The sequence below is a fragment of the Pseudomonas sp. P4_C3 genome (genome assembly GCF_056402075.1).
On sequence record NZ_JBFUIC010000014.1, the window covers coordinates 31,222 to 47,988 of the forward strand.

14 protein-coding genes are annotated in these 16,767 nt (G+C 60.0%); 6 read left to right on the forward strand and 8 right to left on the reverse strand.

What is annotated here, in order from left to right; translation table 11 throughout:
* Window positions 1-17 precede the first annotated feature (17 nt).
* From AC1DVH_RS05110 to AC1DVH_RS05130, 5 genes are read left to right on the forward strand one after another with little or no spacing between them, the layout of a single operon-like run.
* Window positions 18-1,730 carry a DUF2138 domain-containing protein gene (locus AC1DVH_RS05110; RefSeq protein WP_477752877.1) on the forward strand — a complete coding sequence of 571 codons (1,713 nt, stop codon included), beginning with the start codon at window positions 18-20 and terminating at the stop codon, window positions 1,728-1,730.
* Window positions 1,727-2,365 (forward strand): DUF1175 domain-containing protein, encoded by a 639-nt coding sequence (locus AC1DVH_RS05115; protein ID WP_477752878.1) that lies wholly within the window; start codon window positions 1,727-1,729, stop codon window positions 2,363-2,365. The genes AC1DVH_RS05110 and AC1DVH_RS05115 overlap by 4 nt, the downstream gene beginning before the upstream one ends.
* Window positions 2,362-6,921: an alpha-2-macroglobulin family protein gene (locus AC1DVH_RS05120; RefSeq protein ID WP_477752879.1), complete on the forward strand. Its 4,560-nt coding sequence runs from the start codon at window positions 2,362-2,364 to the stop codon at window positions 6,919-6,921. The genes AC1DVH_RS05115 and AC1DVH_RS05120 overlap by 4 nt, the downstream gene beginning before the upstream one ends.
* Window positions 6,899-8,542, forward strand: coding sequence for a DUF2300 domain-containing protein (locus AC1DVH_RS05125; protein WP_477752880.1), 1,644 nt, complete (start codon window positions 6,899-6,901; stop codon window positions 8,540-8,542). Before AC1DVH_RS05120 ends, AC1DVH_RS05125 begins: the two co-directional genes overlap by 23 nt.
* A 3-nt stretch (window positions 8,543-8,545) precedes the next feature.
* Window positions 8,546-9,358, forward strand: coding sequence for a YfaP family protein (locus AC1DVH_RS05130; RefSeq protein ID WP_477752881.1), 813 nt, complete (start codon window positions 8,546-8,548; stop codon window positions 9,356-9,358).
* A 68-nt stretch (window positions 9,359-9,426) separates the two neighbouring features.
* Here the strand turns inward: AC1DVH_RS05130 and AC1DVH_RS05135 are convergent, their stop codons facing one another.
* On the reverse strand, window positions 9,427-9,669 hold the full coding sequence (locus AC1DVH_RS05135) for a hypothetical protein (protein WP_477752882.1): 243 nt from the start codon (window positions 9,667-9,669) through the stop codon (window positions 9,427-9,429).
* A gap of 190 nt (window positions 9,670-9,859) precedes the next feature.
* Here AC1DVH_RS05135 and AC1DVH_RS05140 point away from each other — a divergent pair, with 190 nt between their 5' ends.
* Complete coding sequence (locus tag AC1DVH_RS05140) at window positions 9,860-10,873, forward strand: PDDEXK nuclease domain-containing protein (protein ID WP_477752888.1); 1,014 nt, start codon at window positions 9,860-9,862, stop codon at window positions 10,871-10,873.
* Window positions 10,874-11,190: 317 nt separating this feature from the next.
* On the opposite strand, the gene AC1DVH_RS05145 is transcribed toward AC1DVH_RS05140, so the two are convergent.
* From AC1DVH_RS05145 to eutB, 7 genes are all read right to left on the reverse strand, one after another.
* On the reverse strand, window positions 11,191-11,937 hold the full coding sequence (locus tag AC1DVH_RS05145; protein WP_477752883.1) for a LexA family transcriptional regulator: 747 nt from the start codon (window positions 11,935-11,937) through the stop codon (window positions 11,191-11,193).
* Window positions 11,938-12,166: 229 nt separating this feature from the next.
* Window positions 12,167-12,694, reverse strand: coding sequence for an inorganic diphosphatase (gene ppa / locus AC1DVH_RS05150; protein ID WP_007894323.1), 528 nt, complete (start codon window positions 12,692-12,694; stop codon window positions 12,167-12,169).
* A 113-nt stretch (window positions 12,695-12,807) separates the two neighbouring features.
* Window positions 12,808-13,620, reverse strand: coding sequence for a M90 family metallopeptidase (locus tag AC1DVH_RS05155; RefSeq protein WP_477752884.1), 813 nt, complete (start codon window positions 13,618-13,620; stop codon window positions 12,808-12,810).
* 4 nt (window positions 13,621-13,624) lie between these two features.
* Window positions 13,625-14,281, reverse strand: a complete 657-nt coding sequence (locus AC1DVH_RS05160; protein WP_477752885.1) for a DedA family protein — start codon at window positions 14,279-14,281, stop codon at window positions 13,625-13,627.
* A 225-nt stretch (window positions 14,282-14,506) separates the two neighbouring features.
* Window positions 14,507-14,968, reverse strand: coding sequence for a GNAT family N-acetyltransferase (locus AC1DVH_RS05165; RefSeq protein ID WP_007990572.1), 462 nt, complete (start codon window positions 14,966-14,968; stop codon window positions 14,507-14,509).
* A gap of 114 nt (window positions 14,969-15,082) precedes the next feature.
* Window positions 15,083-15,907, reverse strand: a complete 825-nt coding sequence (eutC, locus tag AC1DVH_RS05170) for an ethanolamine ammonia-lyase subunit EutC (RefSeq protein ID WP_477752886.1) — start codon at window positions 15,905-15,907, stop codon at window positions 15,083-15,085.
* Between the two features lie 8 nt (window positions 15,908-15,915).
* Window positions 15,916-16,767: ethanolamine ammonia-lyase subunit EutB (gene eutB / locus AC1DVH_RS05175; RefSeq protein WP_477752887.1), on the reverse strand; the 852-nt coding region annotated here is incomplete at its 5' end.

Consider the following 16,767-nt stretch of genomic DNA (forward strand, 5'->3'; position numbering starts at 1 on the left):
CATCGGGTTTTGTGAACATGAGTGATAGCGCTGTTACTCCGGCCGCTGGCGCACCAGCGGCCAAACATTCCCTGCATTGGCCGACACTGCTGATCGGGATATGCCTGGTCGTCGTTGTGGCCGGTGGGTTGGGGTGGTTCATGCACAAGCCCAAGGCCCCGGCGCCTGCGTTGGCCAGTGACAAACTGGGCATGAGCCGCCCGGATGGCTTGCTGGAAACCCATTCCCTGAGTCAGTTGCCCAAGGACTTGCTGGCAGTGCCGTTTCTCAAGGAAACCCTGACCGAAGACTTCGTCTTCTATTACGAAAGCCATGCCGACCGCCTGGGGTTGATCGGCAGCTTGCGGCGGATCATCTACGAACATGACCTGAAACTGCAGGACACCTTGATCGAGCAGCTGTTCGATCAGCCTGCCGACGTAGCGTTGTGGCGCGGGGCGGATGGGCGGCTCAAGGATTTCCTGCTGGTGATGGATCGCGGCGGGCTGGCCAAGGTGCTGGAGCCGCTGGCCAAAGTGGCGCTGGACGACTCGCAGTTGAGCAAAGTCGCTGACGTGAAGGTCGGCACCGACGACGTGGCGCTCTATCAACTCAATTACAACGCCAGCAAGGCGCTGCTGTTTGCGTCCCATGGCGACAAACTGGTGGTGCTGTCCAATCCGGCGAAACTCTACGATCCACAAAGCGGTGCAACGGAAGAATCGGGCAGCGTGTCGACCACGGCCATTGCCGCGTTGCTCAATGGCGACAAACTGTTCCCCGAAGCCTTCGGCCTGCCGCCGCGTGCTCCGCAGGTGAAACAACGCCTGTCGGTCAATGCCAGTGTGCTGGCCATGGGTTACCAGCGCTTCATTCCGAATTTCGCCGGCCTGCGTTTCGACATGGACGACAAGGGCTGGCACAGCTTCCTGGCCATGGATGAACTGGAGAATCAGCCGGACTTCGATTTCAAGCCGATCTGGCAAGCCATGCCGATGGGCGCCAGCGCTTGCGTGGCGTTGCCGCTGGCTGCCGAACAACAGAAACCGCTGCTGATGAAACTCGGTGCCGAGGAGAAGGTGGCTCAGGCGCTGACCGAACACATGGCCGGCGCGGCGGGCCTGTGCTGGTATGCCGATTCGCGGTTGTACACACCCTTACTGGTGGCCAGCCTCAACGATGATGGCGGCGGCAAACTCGATGGAGATTTGGGCAGTCTGTTCGGCTCGATGGTCGGTGCCTACGAGAGCAATGTCGAAGAAGGCGCCTTCCCGGTGGTGGAAAAACAGCAAGGCCAGAGCCATCAGTGGCAACGTCAGGTCAGCTCCAGTTTCGGTCCCTATACGGCCAAGGAAGCTCAAGATCCCGATGCCATCAGCGGCAAGGCGTTCATGCGCGTGAGCCTGGCGCGTCACGGTTCGATGCTGCTGTTTTCCCTCGATGACAAGCTGGTGGACAAGGCTCTTGGCACCCTCGACAAACGTTTCCCGCCAATGGCCGACGTGGTGCCCAAAGACCTGCTGATGCCGGTCTATTTCGGTCCGGAGTCCATGGCGCAACTGATGCAGCAGGAAACCCTCGACAGCCTGCCCCAGGACATGGAGCCGGTGTTCTACAACGCCGCGCAAACCTACCTGATCCCGAAACTGCGCAAGCTCGGCGGCTACGGTAAATACGCCCTGACCTTGCCCGAAGGCAGCGAGCCCGACGGCCACTGGCAGTGGCTGCCGCTGGAGTGGAAAGCTCTGTGACGGCATTGATCCGAAGTCTCGGCCTGCTGGCCTTGTTGCTGAGCGCGGGTGCCCGCGCTGTCGAGGCACCATCGCTCGACCCACAGCAATCCCAGGTGTTTCGCGCCTGGTTCGTGCGCATCGCCCAGGAGCAACTGAGCCAGGGCCCGAGCCCCCGTTGGTATCAGCAAGACTGCGCCGGACTGGTGCGCTTCGCCGCTAACGAAGCGCTGAAAGTCCATGACGACAAATGGCTGCGCAGCAATGGCCTGTCCAATCGTTACCTGCCGCCGGAGTTGCAATTGAGCGATGCCCAGCGCGGTCTTGCCCAGCAATGGCAGCAGGGCGGCGGCAAAGTCGGGCCATACGTCAATGCGATCAAATTGATCCAGTTCAACAGCCATCTGGTCAGCCGCGATGTGGCTCAAGCCCGCCCCGGCGACCTGATGTTTTTCGATCAGGGCGACGACCAGCACCTGATGATCTGGATGGGCCGCTACATTGCCTATCACACCGGCACCACCACACCCACCGACAACGGCATGCGTTCGGCAAGCCTGCAGCAACTCATGACATGGAAGGACACCCGATGGATACCCGACGCAGCCAACCCCAACTTCATCGGCGTCTATCGACTGAATTTTCTTTCCCAATGACCGGTGCCCGCATGCTGCGTTTTCTGTCTCTGCTGTTGGTATTGGTGCTGCCTTTCTCGGCGGTTGATGCGGACGACTCGGTCCCGTCCAGCGGCTATGCACCAGTGGCCGGCGAGAGTTTTTTCCTGCTGGCCGACAGCAGCTTTGCCAGCGATGAACAGGCGATGGTGCGCCTCGAAGCGCCGGGTCGCGACTATCGCCGGTTTCGCATGGAGCCCTACGGTGGTGCCGACATTCGGGTGTATCGCATCGACAAGCCAATGGATTTTCTCAAGCGCCAGAAGAACCTGCATCGGGTGGTCAGCGATGGCCAGTTCAAGGGTGAAGGGCTGTCCAACACTCTCGCTTACCTGTGGGACAACTGGTATCGCAAATCCCGTCGGGTGATGCAGCGGGCGTTTTCCTACGAGTCGCGTAAACAAGTCACCGAGGAAGTGCCGGAGCTGAAAATGGGCGACGCGATGGCCGCGCCAACACCCTACGATGCGCAACCGCAATTCGCGCTGATACCGGGTTTGCCGGTGGTCAGCCAGTTCCGTTATCCGTTGTGGCAGGCCAAACCGATCCAGCCACCTGCAGGGGTGAACCTGGCCGGTTCTTCCAGTGAGTTCGTCAGCGTCGCGCCGGGCAACGTGTACATCCCGTTGGGCCATCTCAAACCGGGTCTTTATCTGGTGGAGGCGCTGATCGGCAAGTACCGCGCGACCACCATGGTGTTCGTCTCCAACACCGTGGCGGTGAGCAAGATTGCCGGTGACGAATTGCTGGTGTGGACTGCGCGCAAACACGAAGGCAGCTCGGTGCCGAAGGTCAATGTGCTGTGGACTGACGGCCTCGGCGTGATGAGCAGCGGCGCCACGGATGCCGATGGTTTGCTACGCCTGAAACACGTCAGCCCCGAGCGCTCGTTCGTGATAGGCGAAGACGAAGAGGGCGGGGTGTTTGTCTCCGAGAACTTCTACTATGACAGCGAAATCTATGACACCAAACTCTATGCCTTCACCGACCGGCCTCTGTATCGGCCGGGGGACTGGGTGTCGCTGAAAATCGTCGGGCGGGAGTTCAAGAATGCCCGGGATTCGGTGCAGCCCACCGCGGCCGACGTCAACGTGACCGTGCTCGATGCGACCGGCACGGCGCTGCAATCCCTCGATCTGAAACTCGATTCCAAGGCTGGCACTCAAGGCCGATTCCAGTTGCCCGATAACGCCGTGGCCGGTGGTTATGAACTGCGTTTCAACTACAAGGATCAGGCCTACAGCAGCGCCTTTCGTGTCGCTGAATACATCAAGCCGCACTTCGAGATTTCGCTCAATCTGGCCAAGCAGGATTACCGTACTGGCGAGCCGGTCAAGGGCAACCTGGTGCTGCTGTACCCGGACGGAAAACCGGTGGCCAATGCGAAATTGAGTCTGAGCCTGCGCGCCCAGCAACTGTCGATGGTCGACAACGAACTGCAATACCTCGGGCAATTTCCGGTGGAGCTGACCAGCACCGAATTGACCACCGATGCCAAGGGCAACGCGTCCCTCGACTTGCCGGCTGCCGACAAACCGAGTCGCTACATGCTCACGGTGTTTGCCAGCGACGGTGCGGCGTATCGGGTCAAGACCACCAAGGAAATCCTCATCGACCGTGGCGCGGCGAATTTCCGCTTGAGCGCGCCTCGGCGTTTCAGCGCGGTGGGTGACAGGGTTGCCTTCAGCTACACCCGCGAAGGTGAGCAGGTCGATGCCATTACGCCGGGCAGCTACGGCTGGGTACGCCTGGAAGACCAGAGCATCGGCGAAGGCAAACTCGCGGCAATCGACAAGGGGTTCACCCTGGCCTTTGACCGGCCGGGCACCTACAACCTGACGCTCAAGGATGATCATGGCCGGGTGGTCGGTGCCACCGGTCATTCGGTTACCGGCGAAGGTGTCAAAGCCGTACCCGGCACCGTGGAAATCGTCCTCGACAAGCCCGAGTACATAGCAGGTGATGAGGCGCTGGCGCTGATCACTTTCCCCGAGCCAGTGAGCGATGCGCTGCTGTCTCTGGAGCGCGATAAGGTCGAAGCCACTGCGTTACTTTCCAAAGGCGGCGACTGGCTGAAGATGGAAAAACTCAGCGATACCCAATACCGCGCGCGCATCCCGGTGAAGGACGGTTTCGCGCCGAACCTGACCTTCTCGGTGCTGTACACCAAGGGCGGCCAGTACAGTTTCCAGAACGCCGGCATCAAAGTGATTACGCCGCAGATCGACGTGGCCATCGCCACCGATAAAGAGACCTACCAGCCGGGCGAAACCGTCTCGGTGGACCTGACCACCCAATTCGCCGGCAAAGCGATTCCCGCGCACCTGACGGTCAGCGTGGTCGATGAAATGGTCTACGCGCTGCAACCGGAAGTCGCGCCGAGCATCGACCAGTTCTTCTATCACCCACGGCGTAACAACGTGCGCACCAGCGCCAGTTTGTCGTTCATCAGTTATGACGTCGCCCTGCCGGGCAGCCCCGGTGCACCGGGCAAAGCCAATCGCAGTGAGCGCGGCGTGAAAGTGCTGGAGCGACCGCGTCGCGAGGATGTCGACACGGCGGCGTGGCAACCTGAGTTGCTGACCGATGCCAATGGCAAAACCCGCTTCACCTTCAAGATGCCCGACTCCCTGACCCGCTGGCGCATCACCGCCAGGGCCATCGCCGATGGCGGGCAGGTCGGGCAGAAGAAGCAATTCGTGCGCTCGGAAAAACCGCTGTACCTGAAGTGGAGCGGCCCGACTCGATTCCGCGCCGGCGACAAACCGGACCTCGGCGTGTTCGCCTTCAGTCAGGCCGAGAAACCGGTCAAGGCCGAACTGGTGACCCGTTACGCCGGCAACGAACAGCGCGTGCCTGCGACCCTGAACAGCGGCATCAACTACATCCCGTTGCCGGCCTTTGAGCTGGCCAATGGCGAGTGGAGCGCCGAGCTGGTGCAGGACGGCAAAACCGCTGACGCCCTGACGGTGCACCTGAGCGCGACCGGTGAAGGCTGGCAGGTGATTCAAACCCAGAGCCTTGATGTGGGTGAGGGCGATACGCCGCTGACGTTGCCGACAGACGCCAGTGATATCCGCCTGCGTCTGGATGACAGTCCGCCAGCGTTGTTCCGTTCTGCCCTCGACGACCTGCTGAGCTACCCCTACGGTGGCGTCGAGCAGACCGCCAGTCGCCTGTTGCCGTTGAGCATCGCCTACCCGACGCTGGCGGCGAATCCGCAGATCCGCGATCGCCTGCGCCTGATCATGCAAAACAGTCGCTTGCGCCTGGTGCAAATGGCTGGCCCTTCGGCGTGTTTCACCTGGTGGGGCATGGACGGCGAGCCGGATGCGTTCCTCACCGCTTACGCCTATTACGCCGACTGGCATGCCAGCCAGGTGCTTGAACTGAGCCTGCCGCCGGAGCATTGGCAGCGGGTGCTGGAGGTCTACGCCAAGCAGGCGAAGAGCACGCCGCTGTTGCAGCGGGCGCTGATCCTGTCGTTTGCCCGACAGATGCAGTTACCGGTCAACACCTTGCTCAGTGGCTTGATGGACGACCTGGCGAAAGCGGGCGAGGGCACTGCCGCGAATCTGATGGAAGACGGCGAAGACAGCCTCGTCATGAGCGATCCGGATTCAGCCTTGGGGCTGGCGGCCGCACGGGTGCTGACGGCATCGCTGGCCAGGCAAGCGAAGGTCGCTTTGCCGGATGTGTTCAACCGGCAACTGGCCGACGCGCAGCAACGTCTGGCAGTCAGTTCTCAGCCGTTTGCCGAAGCGCTGAACCTGTCGCTGCAACCCTTCGATCAGGCTCACGCCCAGGCCTTGCTGCAACGTTTGCTGCCACAGCAATCGACCCTGGAACGTGCGTTGGCGTTGACCTGGCTGCAACGCAGCATCGAGCAGGCATCGCCCACCATTGCATTGGCGCCGGGTGAAGGCTGGAAGAAACAGTACGGGGTTTCTGGTGAGATGTATTGGACGTGGCAGGGGCCTGCGCCAGTGCCGACGGTATTGACGCTGACCGGCGCGCAAGAGCGTCCGCTGCGCGCTGCATTGAGCTACCGCAGCCAGCAGCCGGTGGTCGATCCGATGGCCGTGACCATCACCCGTCGCCTGTCGCGACTGGTGCCGGGGGATGAGGCCTTCACCTTCAAACTCGAAGCGGTCGGCAACGCGCCATTGTCCAGCGACAACCTCTATCTCGACGAAGTGATCGTCACCAGCAAAGCCGCCAAACCGTTGCGTTACGGGATGCTGGAAGTGCCGCTGCCACCGGGTGCAGATGTCGAGCGCACCACCTGGGGCATCAAGCTCATGGGCAAGGCTGGCACCGAACCGACGGCACTGGAGAAGGCGCGTTTCGAACCGGGGCAAATGGCTTATGCCGTTCCGGTGGATGCCTTGAGTGGCGAATTGCGCCTGCGGCACTTGGTGCGCTTCTCGCAGAAGGGGCAGTTCAACTTGCCGCCGGTGCGTTTCACTCAGGTCTATGCACCGCAGCATCAGGCTGTGGAACAAAAGGCAGCCCTTGGCCAGGTCACGGTTCACTGACGTGCACAGGCTGCTGATAGGTGGGTTGCTGTGTTTGATCCCTGTGCTGGCAACGGCGCAGGACGAACCTTTGCGCCTGGCCTTCAACGGCGACTTGTTGTCGCTGAACCGAACGCAGGTGATCACCCGCGAGCCGTTGCCGCAGACCTTGCAGACGCCGCTGGGCAGTGTGTGGAAGTTGTTCGTCTACGCCTGGCTGGTGGACACCGGCGCGCGTGAGCCGGCTTATGAATGTCGCGGCCAGTCGAAGGAAGAGGTTTATTGCTGCACGGCGGGCGGCAGGATCGAGCGTGATCAGGCGTTGGTGAAGTCATGCGGTCTGTATTTCGAACCCGCGCGGCTGGGTATCCGTGATGCCGACTGGCGAGCCTATTGGCAGGCGCGGCAGGCGCCGCAATGGTTGCTGGATTTGCCTTCGTTGCAACCGGCTACTCGGGTTTCGGTGGCGGAACTGTTGATGATGTTGGCCGTGCTGCCGGCGCAGGATCAAGCCCGACGTGTATTGCTCGATGTGGTGCTCAATGCCGGCGATGGCCATGTCGTCGGTGAACTCGGAAGCCGTCTGCGGGTGAAGACCTGGAGCTGGTTGGCGGATCAGGATGCTGCGTTGCGCCAGGGCGGGTTTGCCGGTTGGACCGCGGATGGCATACCGGTCTGGGCCGGCGGGCGCGGTACCAGTCAACGGGTTCTTCGAGATTACGCGCAGGCACTGTCTACGGTGATTCCCGCTTCATGGCCTGCGGATGCAGGGAAATGCGTAGAGGTCGACCTGTTCTCGCGCTATCCACTTCGGCGCGTGCTGTCGGGGGGCAGTGTGGTGACTTCCGGAGCGTTGCAGGGAGACTACCGTGTTGAATTCGCCAACGGTAATGCGCTGGATATTCACAGCGACGGCGAACTATTCCTGCTCAACGACAAGCTCGTCGCCCGGCTGGATCGCGAAGAATACGTCGCCCGTGTTCTCCAGCGCGAAGCCAGTGCCGAACCGGTCGAAGCCGCCAAAGCCCTCGCCGTGGCCATCCGCACGTACCTGCTGCAAAACGCCACGCGCAGCGGTGACTGCCTGAGCATCGACGACAGCAGCAGCCGTCAGCGGGTCGCACCGCGTCCGGCGTCGTCCGGGTCTCGCGACATCGCCGCGTGGACCAGCGACCTGGTCCTGGCCGGCAGCACCGTCACCTACCATTCCGATCAACCCGGCCCGGACAAACTGTCCTGGCAGCAAGCCGTCGAACAGGCACGGGCCGGCCAGCGTTACGACGCCATCTTGCTGCACGCCTACCCACGCGCCAGTCTGAGCCGCTGGGACAACCCGGTCGCGTCCTGCGAAGCGTTGCCCGTCGCACAAGAATGGCTGCAGAAACAACGGCGCGGCTGGCGCCCAAAGCTTGAAAGCGAAACCGGCTACAACGAAGTCAGCACCTTCGCCGTATGCCGCCTGGCCTTCGGCCGCCCCTATGTCGATCGCGAACGTCAGCGCATCTACGTACGCGGCGCGCAGACGCTGCAAGAACGCCTCGACCTGACCCACGAATACCTGCACCTGGCCTTCGAAGCACACCCCAACGGCCAGGATGAAACCTACATCGAAGGGCTCGCCCGCCACCTCTTGCTGGAATAGGCCATGAAACTCCGTTATCCACAGGTCTTGCTGTTGCTCTGTTCGCTGGTGGCGTTGCCATCGGTGATGGCGGCTGACAGCGTCAAACTCGACACCCCCGCAGGCGGTTGGCGCACCGGCGCGCCTGAGGGCGAAGGGGAAAGCTTCCGGCAGACCGTCAACTACCCGGCCTCGTCGGTGAATACCCCGGCAGGGCAGGCCAACACCGCTCGCATCAGCGGGCAGATCAAAGCCACACCGAAGTCGACAGAGCCCGGCCGGCTGATCGTCAACGGGGTGAGCATGCCGCTGAAAATCGACCCGGCCGGCCGCTTCGATCGCCCGTTCTCATTCCCCAACGGCAGCAACAGCGTCGAAGTACGCAGCCCTGATGGCCAACAACGTCACCGCACGCAATTTCTCAACAGCAGCGGCGGTGCGACCCCGGCCAAGTTGCGCGTTTTGCTGTCGTGGGACAGCGATAACACCGACCTCGACCTGCACCTGATCACCCCTGACGGCGCCCACATCTGGTACGGCGACCGCGTCGCCCCCAACGGCGCAGCGCTCGACGTCGACGTCACCACCGGCTACGGCCCGGAGATCTTCGCCATGCCCGCGCCAATCAAGGGGCAATATCTGGTCTATGTGAACTACTTTGGCGGTGGCTACAGCAGTGATGAAGAGGGGCAGGAAGACGCGGTGCAAGCGCTGACCACGGCGCAGGTGACGGTGATTACCGAGGAAGGCACGCCGAGCGAGAAGATGGAGACGTTCCTGGTGCCGATGCGCGCGGTGGGGGAGCTGACGTTGGTGAAGTCATTCAGCTATCCGTGAGGTTGAGGTACAACTTGCGCAGGGTTTGCACACGATTGCGCCCGTGATCCTTGGCGCCATGTAGGGTTTCATCCGCCTGTGAAAGCAGGCTCGAAAGGTCGTAGCCCGACTCGCGGTTGAAAACGAGCGGGACAATATCGACCCCGCCAACTGATCAGCACCACACCCAGCGCCGCCAGCAGCATCATTGCACCCAGATAAGCCAGAGGAAGCTCGCGGGTTTCACGCCACCAGGCATGACAGGTCAACAAACCCATCAGAATGAAAACGAAGACCGAGACTACCAGCAGGGTCGGGATGTGCAGATCCATTGCGTAGGTTCCCGTTGAGCTTGAAAGCGAAGTCCGACCGGCAGAGCATCTTCCGGGGTAAGGGGAGCGGTTTTTGGACGGGATAGAGGCTTGTTAGCGTTGTTTCATGCAGACATACATTGTGAATGTTCTTGCGTCGGTATCAGGAGTAATTGAGAGGGCCCTCCAACCGACATGGAAATGCCCTGACGTGAATGATCTTCCTGGCAATACCTCTATCGATTCTGCTTTCAACGAAATCACCCAACTGATCGTGACAGCGCGACAACGCGCCATGCAGGCGGTCAACACCGAGCTGATCGAGTTGCACTGGCAGGTTGGGGCCTATATCAGTCGCAAAATTGAAGCGGCGGAGTGGGGGGATGGGGTGGTGGCTCGATTAGCCACTCACCTCGCTCGTACTCAGCCCGGACTGCGGGGCTTTACCCGGCCTAATTTGTTTCGTATGCGTCAATTTTTCGAAGCGTACAGGCATGACGTAAAAGTCTCAGCACTGCTGAGACAATTGCCCTGGACACACAACATGATCATCCTCAACCAGAGCAAACGCCCGGAGGAGCGTGAGTTTTACCTGCGCATGGCAATCCAGGAAAAGTGGTCGAGCCGCGAACTGGAGCGTCAGTTCAAGGCGGCTCTGTTTGAGCGTTCAGTGGTCAGCCCGGCAAAAGTGTCAGCACCGCTGCGACAAATTCATCCCCAGGCCCTGGATGTGTTCAAGGATACCTATGTGGTCGAGTTTCTGGCTCTGGAGCGTGGACATGCAGAGACAGACTTGCATGGAGGCCTGCTGCACAAACTCAGGGACTTTCTGATCGAACTGGGCAGGGACTTCTGCTTTGTGGGTTCGCAATATCCGTTGCAGGTAGGTGGGCGTGACTTTGCGCTGGATCTGTTGTTTTTCCACCGTGGGCTGAACTGCCTGGTGGCGATCGAACTCAAGGTCGGGCGCTTTGAGCCGGAATACCTGGGGAAGATGGATTTTTATCTTGAAGCGTTGGACCGCAATGTCCGCAAACCACACGAAAACCCGGCGCTCGGCGTATTGTTATGCGCAAGCAAAGAGGACGAAATCGTCGAGTACGCCCTGAACCGCTCGCTGTCGCCTGCCTTGATCGCGGAGTACCACACCCAATTGCCAGACAAGAAACTGTTGCAAGCCAAGTTGCAGGAGTTTTATGCGCTGAATACTGAAGGGGTTGAGTGATTTTTGTCGTGAATCACTTTCTTTCAGACATTAAAAAGCCGGCTTGTGGCCGGCTTCTCGGGGACTGGCTTGGATCATTTTTGGTAAACCGCGCCAGCCTTCAAAACGTACACCCGGATCTTGCGTCCGGCTGTGGGACCTGGTGAGAAAGTCATCTGTCAGGTCAGTGCATCTGAGCCGCAAGGCGGATCGATGCGCAAATGTGGGGCGCAGCATACGCAGGTTTGACGAAAATTCCCAGCGGGAAGTGCCGGGCAGAGCCGTTTGGCCGCCCGGGTGGGCGGCCGGGTGGGCGGCCGATGGGCGTTCTGGAGCGCTTAAAGAAACGGCAGCGCCGGCCGCCGTTTGTTCAGGGTCGACCACCAGAACACCCAGCCCAGCACCCTGATGTTCTGCTCTTCGATTTGGGCGGGTCTGAAGATTTCATCCGGGTATTCGGCGCGGTTGTGGCTGCGCAGTCGCAGGGAGTTGCCCGGTAGTCGGTGCAGGTACTTGATGCGCAGCATGCCGTCATGTTCGATGGCGTAGATCTCGCCATCGACAATCTGGGTCAGGCCACGGTCAATCGCCAGGGTCGAACCGTCTTCAATTTTCTCGCCCATGCTATTGCCGCTCATAAGGGCGCAGATGGCGTCGGCGTGGTTGATTTCCAGGGAATCGAGGTGGCTGCGGGGCAGGCGGATGGATTTCTCGGGGTCTTCTATAACGTGGGTTATGTTGGAACCCGGGGCAGTGACAGCTTCTTTGAGGAATGGCAGTTCGACGTCGACAGGCTCGATGACTGTATAGACACCGCGGATGGTCTGGGCATCGAAGATGTTGCCGGAGTCTTCGAGCAGGCGCAGGTGCTGGGCATCTTTCGAGCCTTCGCCGGTTTTCAGCCAGTCGCTGCTGACGGAGAGTTTTCTGGCGACTTCTTCCATGCAATGGGCGGGCACACCGCGGGTGTACCAGTTATGTACATTTTGCGGAGCCGTATCCAGGAATTCGGCAAATCCGGTGGTCGTGATGTTCGCTGCTTCGAGGAGAGCCTTGAAGCGTGGGCCGCTAGTGTTCTTTTTCATGAACGCGAGTCTACTGGCGGCTAACAAGGGTTTGAATAAACGTCTCGTTCAAATTTCGCGGGAAATTTACGACGGGATGTAAGACGCTCTTGGGGAATTTTAAACAAATAAAAACCAAGATCGAGCAGGGTTAAACGTTATGTTTAGCGCACTTATCAAGCGCCCACAAAAAACCCTGGTTCAACCAGGGTTTTTCTTGAAGCTTGTCGCTTGAAGCTCGCGGCCGCTCTTAACCTTTATAGGCAGCAACCGACTTGGTGATCGCGTCGCGGGCGGCGTCTGCGCCGGCCCAGCCTTCGATCTTCACCCATTTGCCTTTTTCGAGATCTTTGTAGTTCGCGAAGAAGTGCTCGATCTGCTGGATCAGCAGCGCTGGCAGGTCGGTGTATTCCTTCACGTCGACGTACAGCTGGGACAGCTTGTCGTGTGGGACTGCGATGACCTTGGCATCGCCGCCGCCATCGTCGGTCATGTTCAGGATGCCGACCGGACGGGCGCGGATCACCGAACCTGGAGCAACCGGGTAAGGGGTTACGACCAGCACGTCGAGGGGGTCACCGTCGTCAGCCAGGGTGTTCGGGATGTAACCGTAGTTGGCCGGGTAGAACATTGGGGTGGCCATGAAACGGTCAACGAACAGGCAATCGCTGTCTTTGTCGATTTCGTATTTGATCGGCGCGTGGTTGGCCGGAATCTCGATCGCGACGTAGATGTCGTTCGGCAGGTCTTTGCCAGCCGGAATCTTGCTGTAGCTCATTGGGCGTTGCCCCCGTTAGTTGACCAAAAACACTTGGCCGGATTGACCAAAAAGTGGCGGCGATTATAGGCATATTCCTGGATCGACGCCACGCACCAGAAGTCGTATGGCGCTCACTGGTGTGCCTGATAGACAGGGTCATGCGCCTTTAGTTGCTTCAACCTCGCCAGAGGGTCCTGGCGATAGAACAACTTCAGCTGCTGGTACACCTGTGGATAAGCCTCGTGCAGCAAATCCGGGGCGCTGAAGAAGTATTCGCTGGTGACGGCGAAGAACTCGGCAGGGTTTTCGGCGGCATACGGGTCGATGGCCGTTTCGGCATCGGGATTGCGTTCCAGTTGCCGGTCGAGGTCGTAGTAGGCCTCTTGCATGACGTTGGCCCAGTCGCTGACGCGCATGTCGGCATGCAACGGCGGCAGGCCGTTGGCGACGCCATTGAGCATGTCGAGTTTGTGCGCCAGTTCGTGGATCACCAGGTTGTAGCCTTCCCAGCCTCCGCTGGCCATTACGCCGGGCCAGGCGAGGATGATCGGGCCTTGCTGCCAGGCTTCACCGCTGTGTTCTCCGTCCCATTCGTGCTCGACGCCGCTGGCATCGCGATGGCGCTGGGGGCTGAGGAAGTCGTCGGGGTAGAGAATGATTTCGTGGAAGCCCTGATACCAGTTCAGGTCGCCGAGGTGCAGCAGCGGCAGTTGCGCCTGGGCTGCGAGCAGCAAGCGTTGTTCCTGATGCAGTTCGACACCGGGCAGGGCGCTCAGGTGCTTGTCTTCGAGGAACAGCACGCAGGCTTCGCGCAGCCATTGGTCTTCGGCGGCGCTGAGGCCATCGAGAAAACTCAGGTAATGGCGCACCCGTTGCCACATGTCATCGGCAATCGGGTGCTTTGCCAAGGTGCGCCGGCGACGCCAGGCGCTCAGGGACCACATCGTGTCAGCGCGATTCGGCTTTGGAGTTCGAACCTGCAAGGCGGTTACGTACCATGCCAATGATCATTGGCACCAACGACAACAGGATGATGCCGACTACCAGCAGCGACAGGTTCTTCTTGATGAACGGTACGTTGCCGAAGAAGTAACCGAGCGTCACCAGCCCGCCGACCCACAGGACAGTGCCAAAGACGCTGAAGGCGAAGAACCGCGGATAAGGCATTTTCCCAACACCGGCGACGAACGGTGCAAAGGTGCGGATGATCGGCATGAAGCGCGCCAGAGTCACGGTTTTGCCGCCATGCTTGTCGTAGAAGTCGTGGGTTTGTTGCAGGTAGTCACGACGGAAGATCTTCGAATTCGGATTGCTGAACAGTTTTTCACCCGCCGTTCGTCCGATGATGTAGTTGGTGCTGTCGCCCAGAATCGCCGCCAGCATCAGCAGGCCGCCGAGCAGTACCGGATCCATGCCGCCACCGGCCGCCACGGCACCGGCGATGAACAGCAGGGAGTCGCCCGGCAGGAAGGGCATGACCACCAGGCCGGTTTCACAAAAGATCACCATAAACAGGATGGCGTAGATCCATGCCCCGTAGTTGGTTACAAGCATGTCGAGGTAGACGTCGAGATGCAGGACGATGTCGATCGGGTTGAAATCCATGGAAAGCACCTGTGGTAACGGCCCGACTCAGCAGGCCTGTGCGGATGACTTCGCGTAAGACTACGGATAAGGGTAGTTTTTCTTACAAGCCGGGGAGTTCGGGATTATACGAGGCGAGAGGTGAAAATCGCGTCGAGATTGTAGCGGGGAATGTCATGACAAGACCGATGGCTTGATACCGAACCTGTGGGAGCGAGCCTGCTCGCTCCCACAGGTGCAGGTAATTCAGAGTTCGTCGCTGATCGGCAGCACATAGTTCTTGAATTCGGTGTCTTCCTTGAATCCGATGGACTCATAGGTTTTCTGCGCGACTTCGTTGTTGCTGCTGGTGGAAACACGCATGCGCACGGCATTGGTTTCCTTGGCCATTTTTTTTGCGGTGCGGATCAGGTTGTCGGCCACCAACTGGCGGCGGGCGTCCTCGGCGACATAAATATCGTTGAGGATCCACACGCGTTTGAGCGAAAGCGAGGAGAAACTCGGGTAAAGCTGACAGAAACCCATCAGTTTGTTGCTGTCGTCATCGGACAACGCCAGGTAGATCACCGACTCTTTGCGACGCAGGCGTTTTTCGAGGAACGCCCGGGACGAGTCCGGATACGGCAGGGAGCCATAAAACTCGCGATATTTGACGAACAACGGGGTCAGCAGGTCCAGGTGTTCGAGGGTCGCTTGAATAATCCGCATGGTAGGTCTCGTCTTCAAGTGGCTGTCTTACGTCTCTGACGGCGATGGGAAACCCTTGGCGGCCGCGCAACGATCCTGCCTGAAACTGGTACGAATGTGCAATGCAGAAGCGGTTCAGGCATTCGGCGGGCCGAGCAGGAAATTAGCTTTCATGTCGGCCTCCGCGTCCGACGCCAGTGTCTGAACCTGCGCTTCGTCCTTCAGATTGACCCCTGACAACTGCCGCCGGCAGGCTTCACGCATCAAATACAGCAAACGGTGTGCCGCCATGCCGTAGCTCAGCCCTTCAAGCCGGACATTGGAGATGCAATTACGGTAGGCATCGGTAAGGCCGACCTTGGGATTGTAGGTGAAATATAAACCCAGGCTGTCCGGGGAGCTGAGGCCAGGGCGTTCGCCGATGAGAATCACGGTCATTTTTGCGCCAAGCAACTCACCGATCTCATCGGCGACGGCCACCCGGCCCTGTTCCACGAGTATGACTGGCGCAACAGTCCAGCTGTCGTCTGCCATTTGCTCTTCGAAACGCGTCAGAAACGGCAGGGTATGGCGATGAACGGCCAGTGCCGACAGGCCGTCGGCGACCACGATCACCAGATCCACGCCTCCCGGATGGGCCGTCGCGTAATCACGCAGGGTCTGCGCCGAGGCATCACTGAGTTTTCGCCCCAGATCGGGGCGTTGCAGGTACGTGTTGCGATCCGTCGCCGCACTGTGCAGCAAAAGACACTGGCGATCACGTTCGGCCAATTGCGCGCTGAGGGAGGCATGGTCAAACGGCAAGTGCACCGCATCCCGCGCCTGAGCGTGGGCGTATTGGAAGTCCAGTTGTGCGCGAGTGGGAATGCTGGTGCCGGTGCGGCCCAGAGCGATTCGCGCCGGCGTCAGGCGCCGCAGCTCCAGCCAGGGGTTGTGTGGATCGAAGGGTAGTTTATCCATGTCAATGCTCATCCCAGTTGCGCCAAGGCCTGCCGGAAGGCTGGCGGCAGGCTGTCGCCGAAGAGAACCCTGCCATCGGCTTGAGTGAAGATGCCCATTTTTGCCAGCCACTGCTCGAACTCCGGTGCGGGCTTCAGGCCGAGGGTCTGCCGGGCGTAGAGCGCATCGTGGAACGAGGTGGTCTGGTAGTTGAGCATGATGTCGTCGGAGCCGGGGATGCCCATGATGAAGTTGATCCCGGCGACGCCCAGCAGGGTCAGCAGGGTATCCATGTCATCCTGGTCGGCTTCGGCGTGGTTGGTGTAGCAGATGTCGCAACCCATGGGCACACCGAGCAATTTGCCGCAGAAGTGGTCTTCCAGGCCGGCGCGGATGATCTGTTTGCCGTTGTACAGGTATTCCGGGCCGATGAAGCCGACGACGGTATTCACCAGGAACGGTTTGAAATGCCGCGCGACGGCGTAGGCGCGGGTTTCGCAGGTTTGTTGATCGACGCCGTGATGGGCGTTGGCCGACAGGGCACTGCCCTGGCCGGTTTCGAAGTACATCAGGTTCTTACCCAGTGTGCCGCGATTGAGGCTCAATCCTGCGTCGTAACCTTCCTGCAATAAGTTGAGGTTGATGCCGAAACTGGCGTTGGCCGCCTCGGTGCCGGCGATCGACTGGAACACCAGGTCTAACGGGACACCGCGATTGACCGCTTCGATCGATGTGGTGACATGGGTCAGCACACAAGCCTGGGTGGGGATTTCGTAGCGCTGGATGATCGCGTCGAGCATCTCCAGCATGGCGCTAATCGAAGCGATGCTGTCGGTGGCGGGGTTGATGCCGATCATTGCGTCGCCATTACCGTGCAGCAG

What these genes read in the sequence shown, in the direction of transcription:
- AC1DVH_RS05110 (WP_477752877.1), top strand. Translation starts at nt 18, where the DNA reads ATGAGTGATAGCGCTGTTACTCCGGCCGCTGGCGCACCAGCGGCCAAA.
- AC1DVH_RS05120 (WP_477752879.1), top strand. Translation starts at nt 2,362, where the DNA reads ATGACCGGTGCCCGCATGCTGCGTTTTCTGTCTCTGCTGTTGGTATTG.
- AC1DVH_RS05130 (WP_477752881.1), top strand. Translation starts at nt 8,546, where the DNA reads ATGAAACTCCGTTATCCACAGGTCTTGCTGTTGCTCTGTTCGCTGGTG.
- AC1DVH_RS05135 (WP_477752882.1), bottom strand. Translation starts at nt 9,669, where the DNA reads ATGGATCTGCACATCCCGACCCTGCTGGTAGTCTCGGTCTTCGTTTTC.
- AC1DVH_RS05145 (WP_477752883.1), bottom strand. Translation starts at nt 11,937, where the DNA reads ATGAAAAAGAACACTAGCGGCCCACGCTTCAAGGCTCTCCTCGAAGCA.
- ppa (WP_007894323.1), bottom strand. Translation starts at nt 12,694, where the DNA reads ATGAGCTACAGCAAGATTCCGGCTGGCAAAGACCTGCCGAACGACATC.
- AC1DVH_RS05155 (WP_477752884.1), bottom strand. Translation starts at nt 13,620, where the DNA reads ATGTGGTCCCTGAGCGCCTGGCGTCGCCGGCGCACCTTGGCAAAGCAC.
- AC1DVH_RS05160 (WP_477752885.1), bottom strand. Translation starts at nt 14,281, where the DNA reads ATGGATTTCAACCCGATCGACATCGTCCTGCATCTCGACGTCTACCTC.
- AC1DVH_RS05165 (WP_007990572.1), bottom strand. Translation starts at nt 14,968, where the DNA reads ATGCGGATTATTCAAGCGACCCTCGAACACCTGGACCTGCTGACCCCG.
- eutC (WP_477752886.1), bottom strand. Translation starts at nt 15,907, where the DNA reads ATGGATAAACTACCCTTCGATCCACACAACCCCTGGCTGGAGCTGCGG.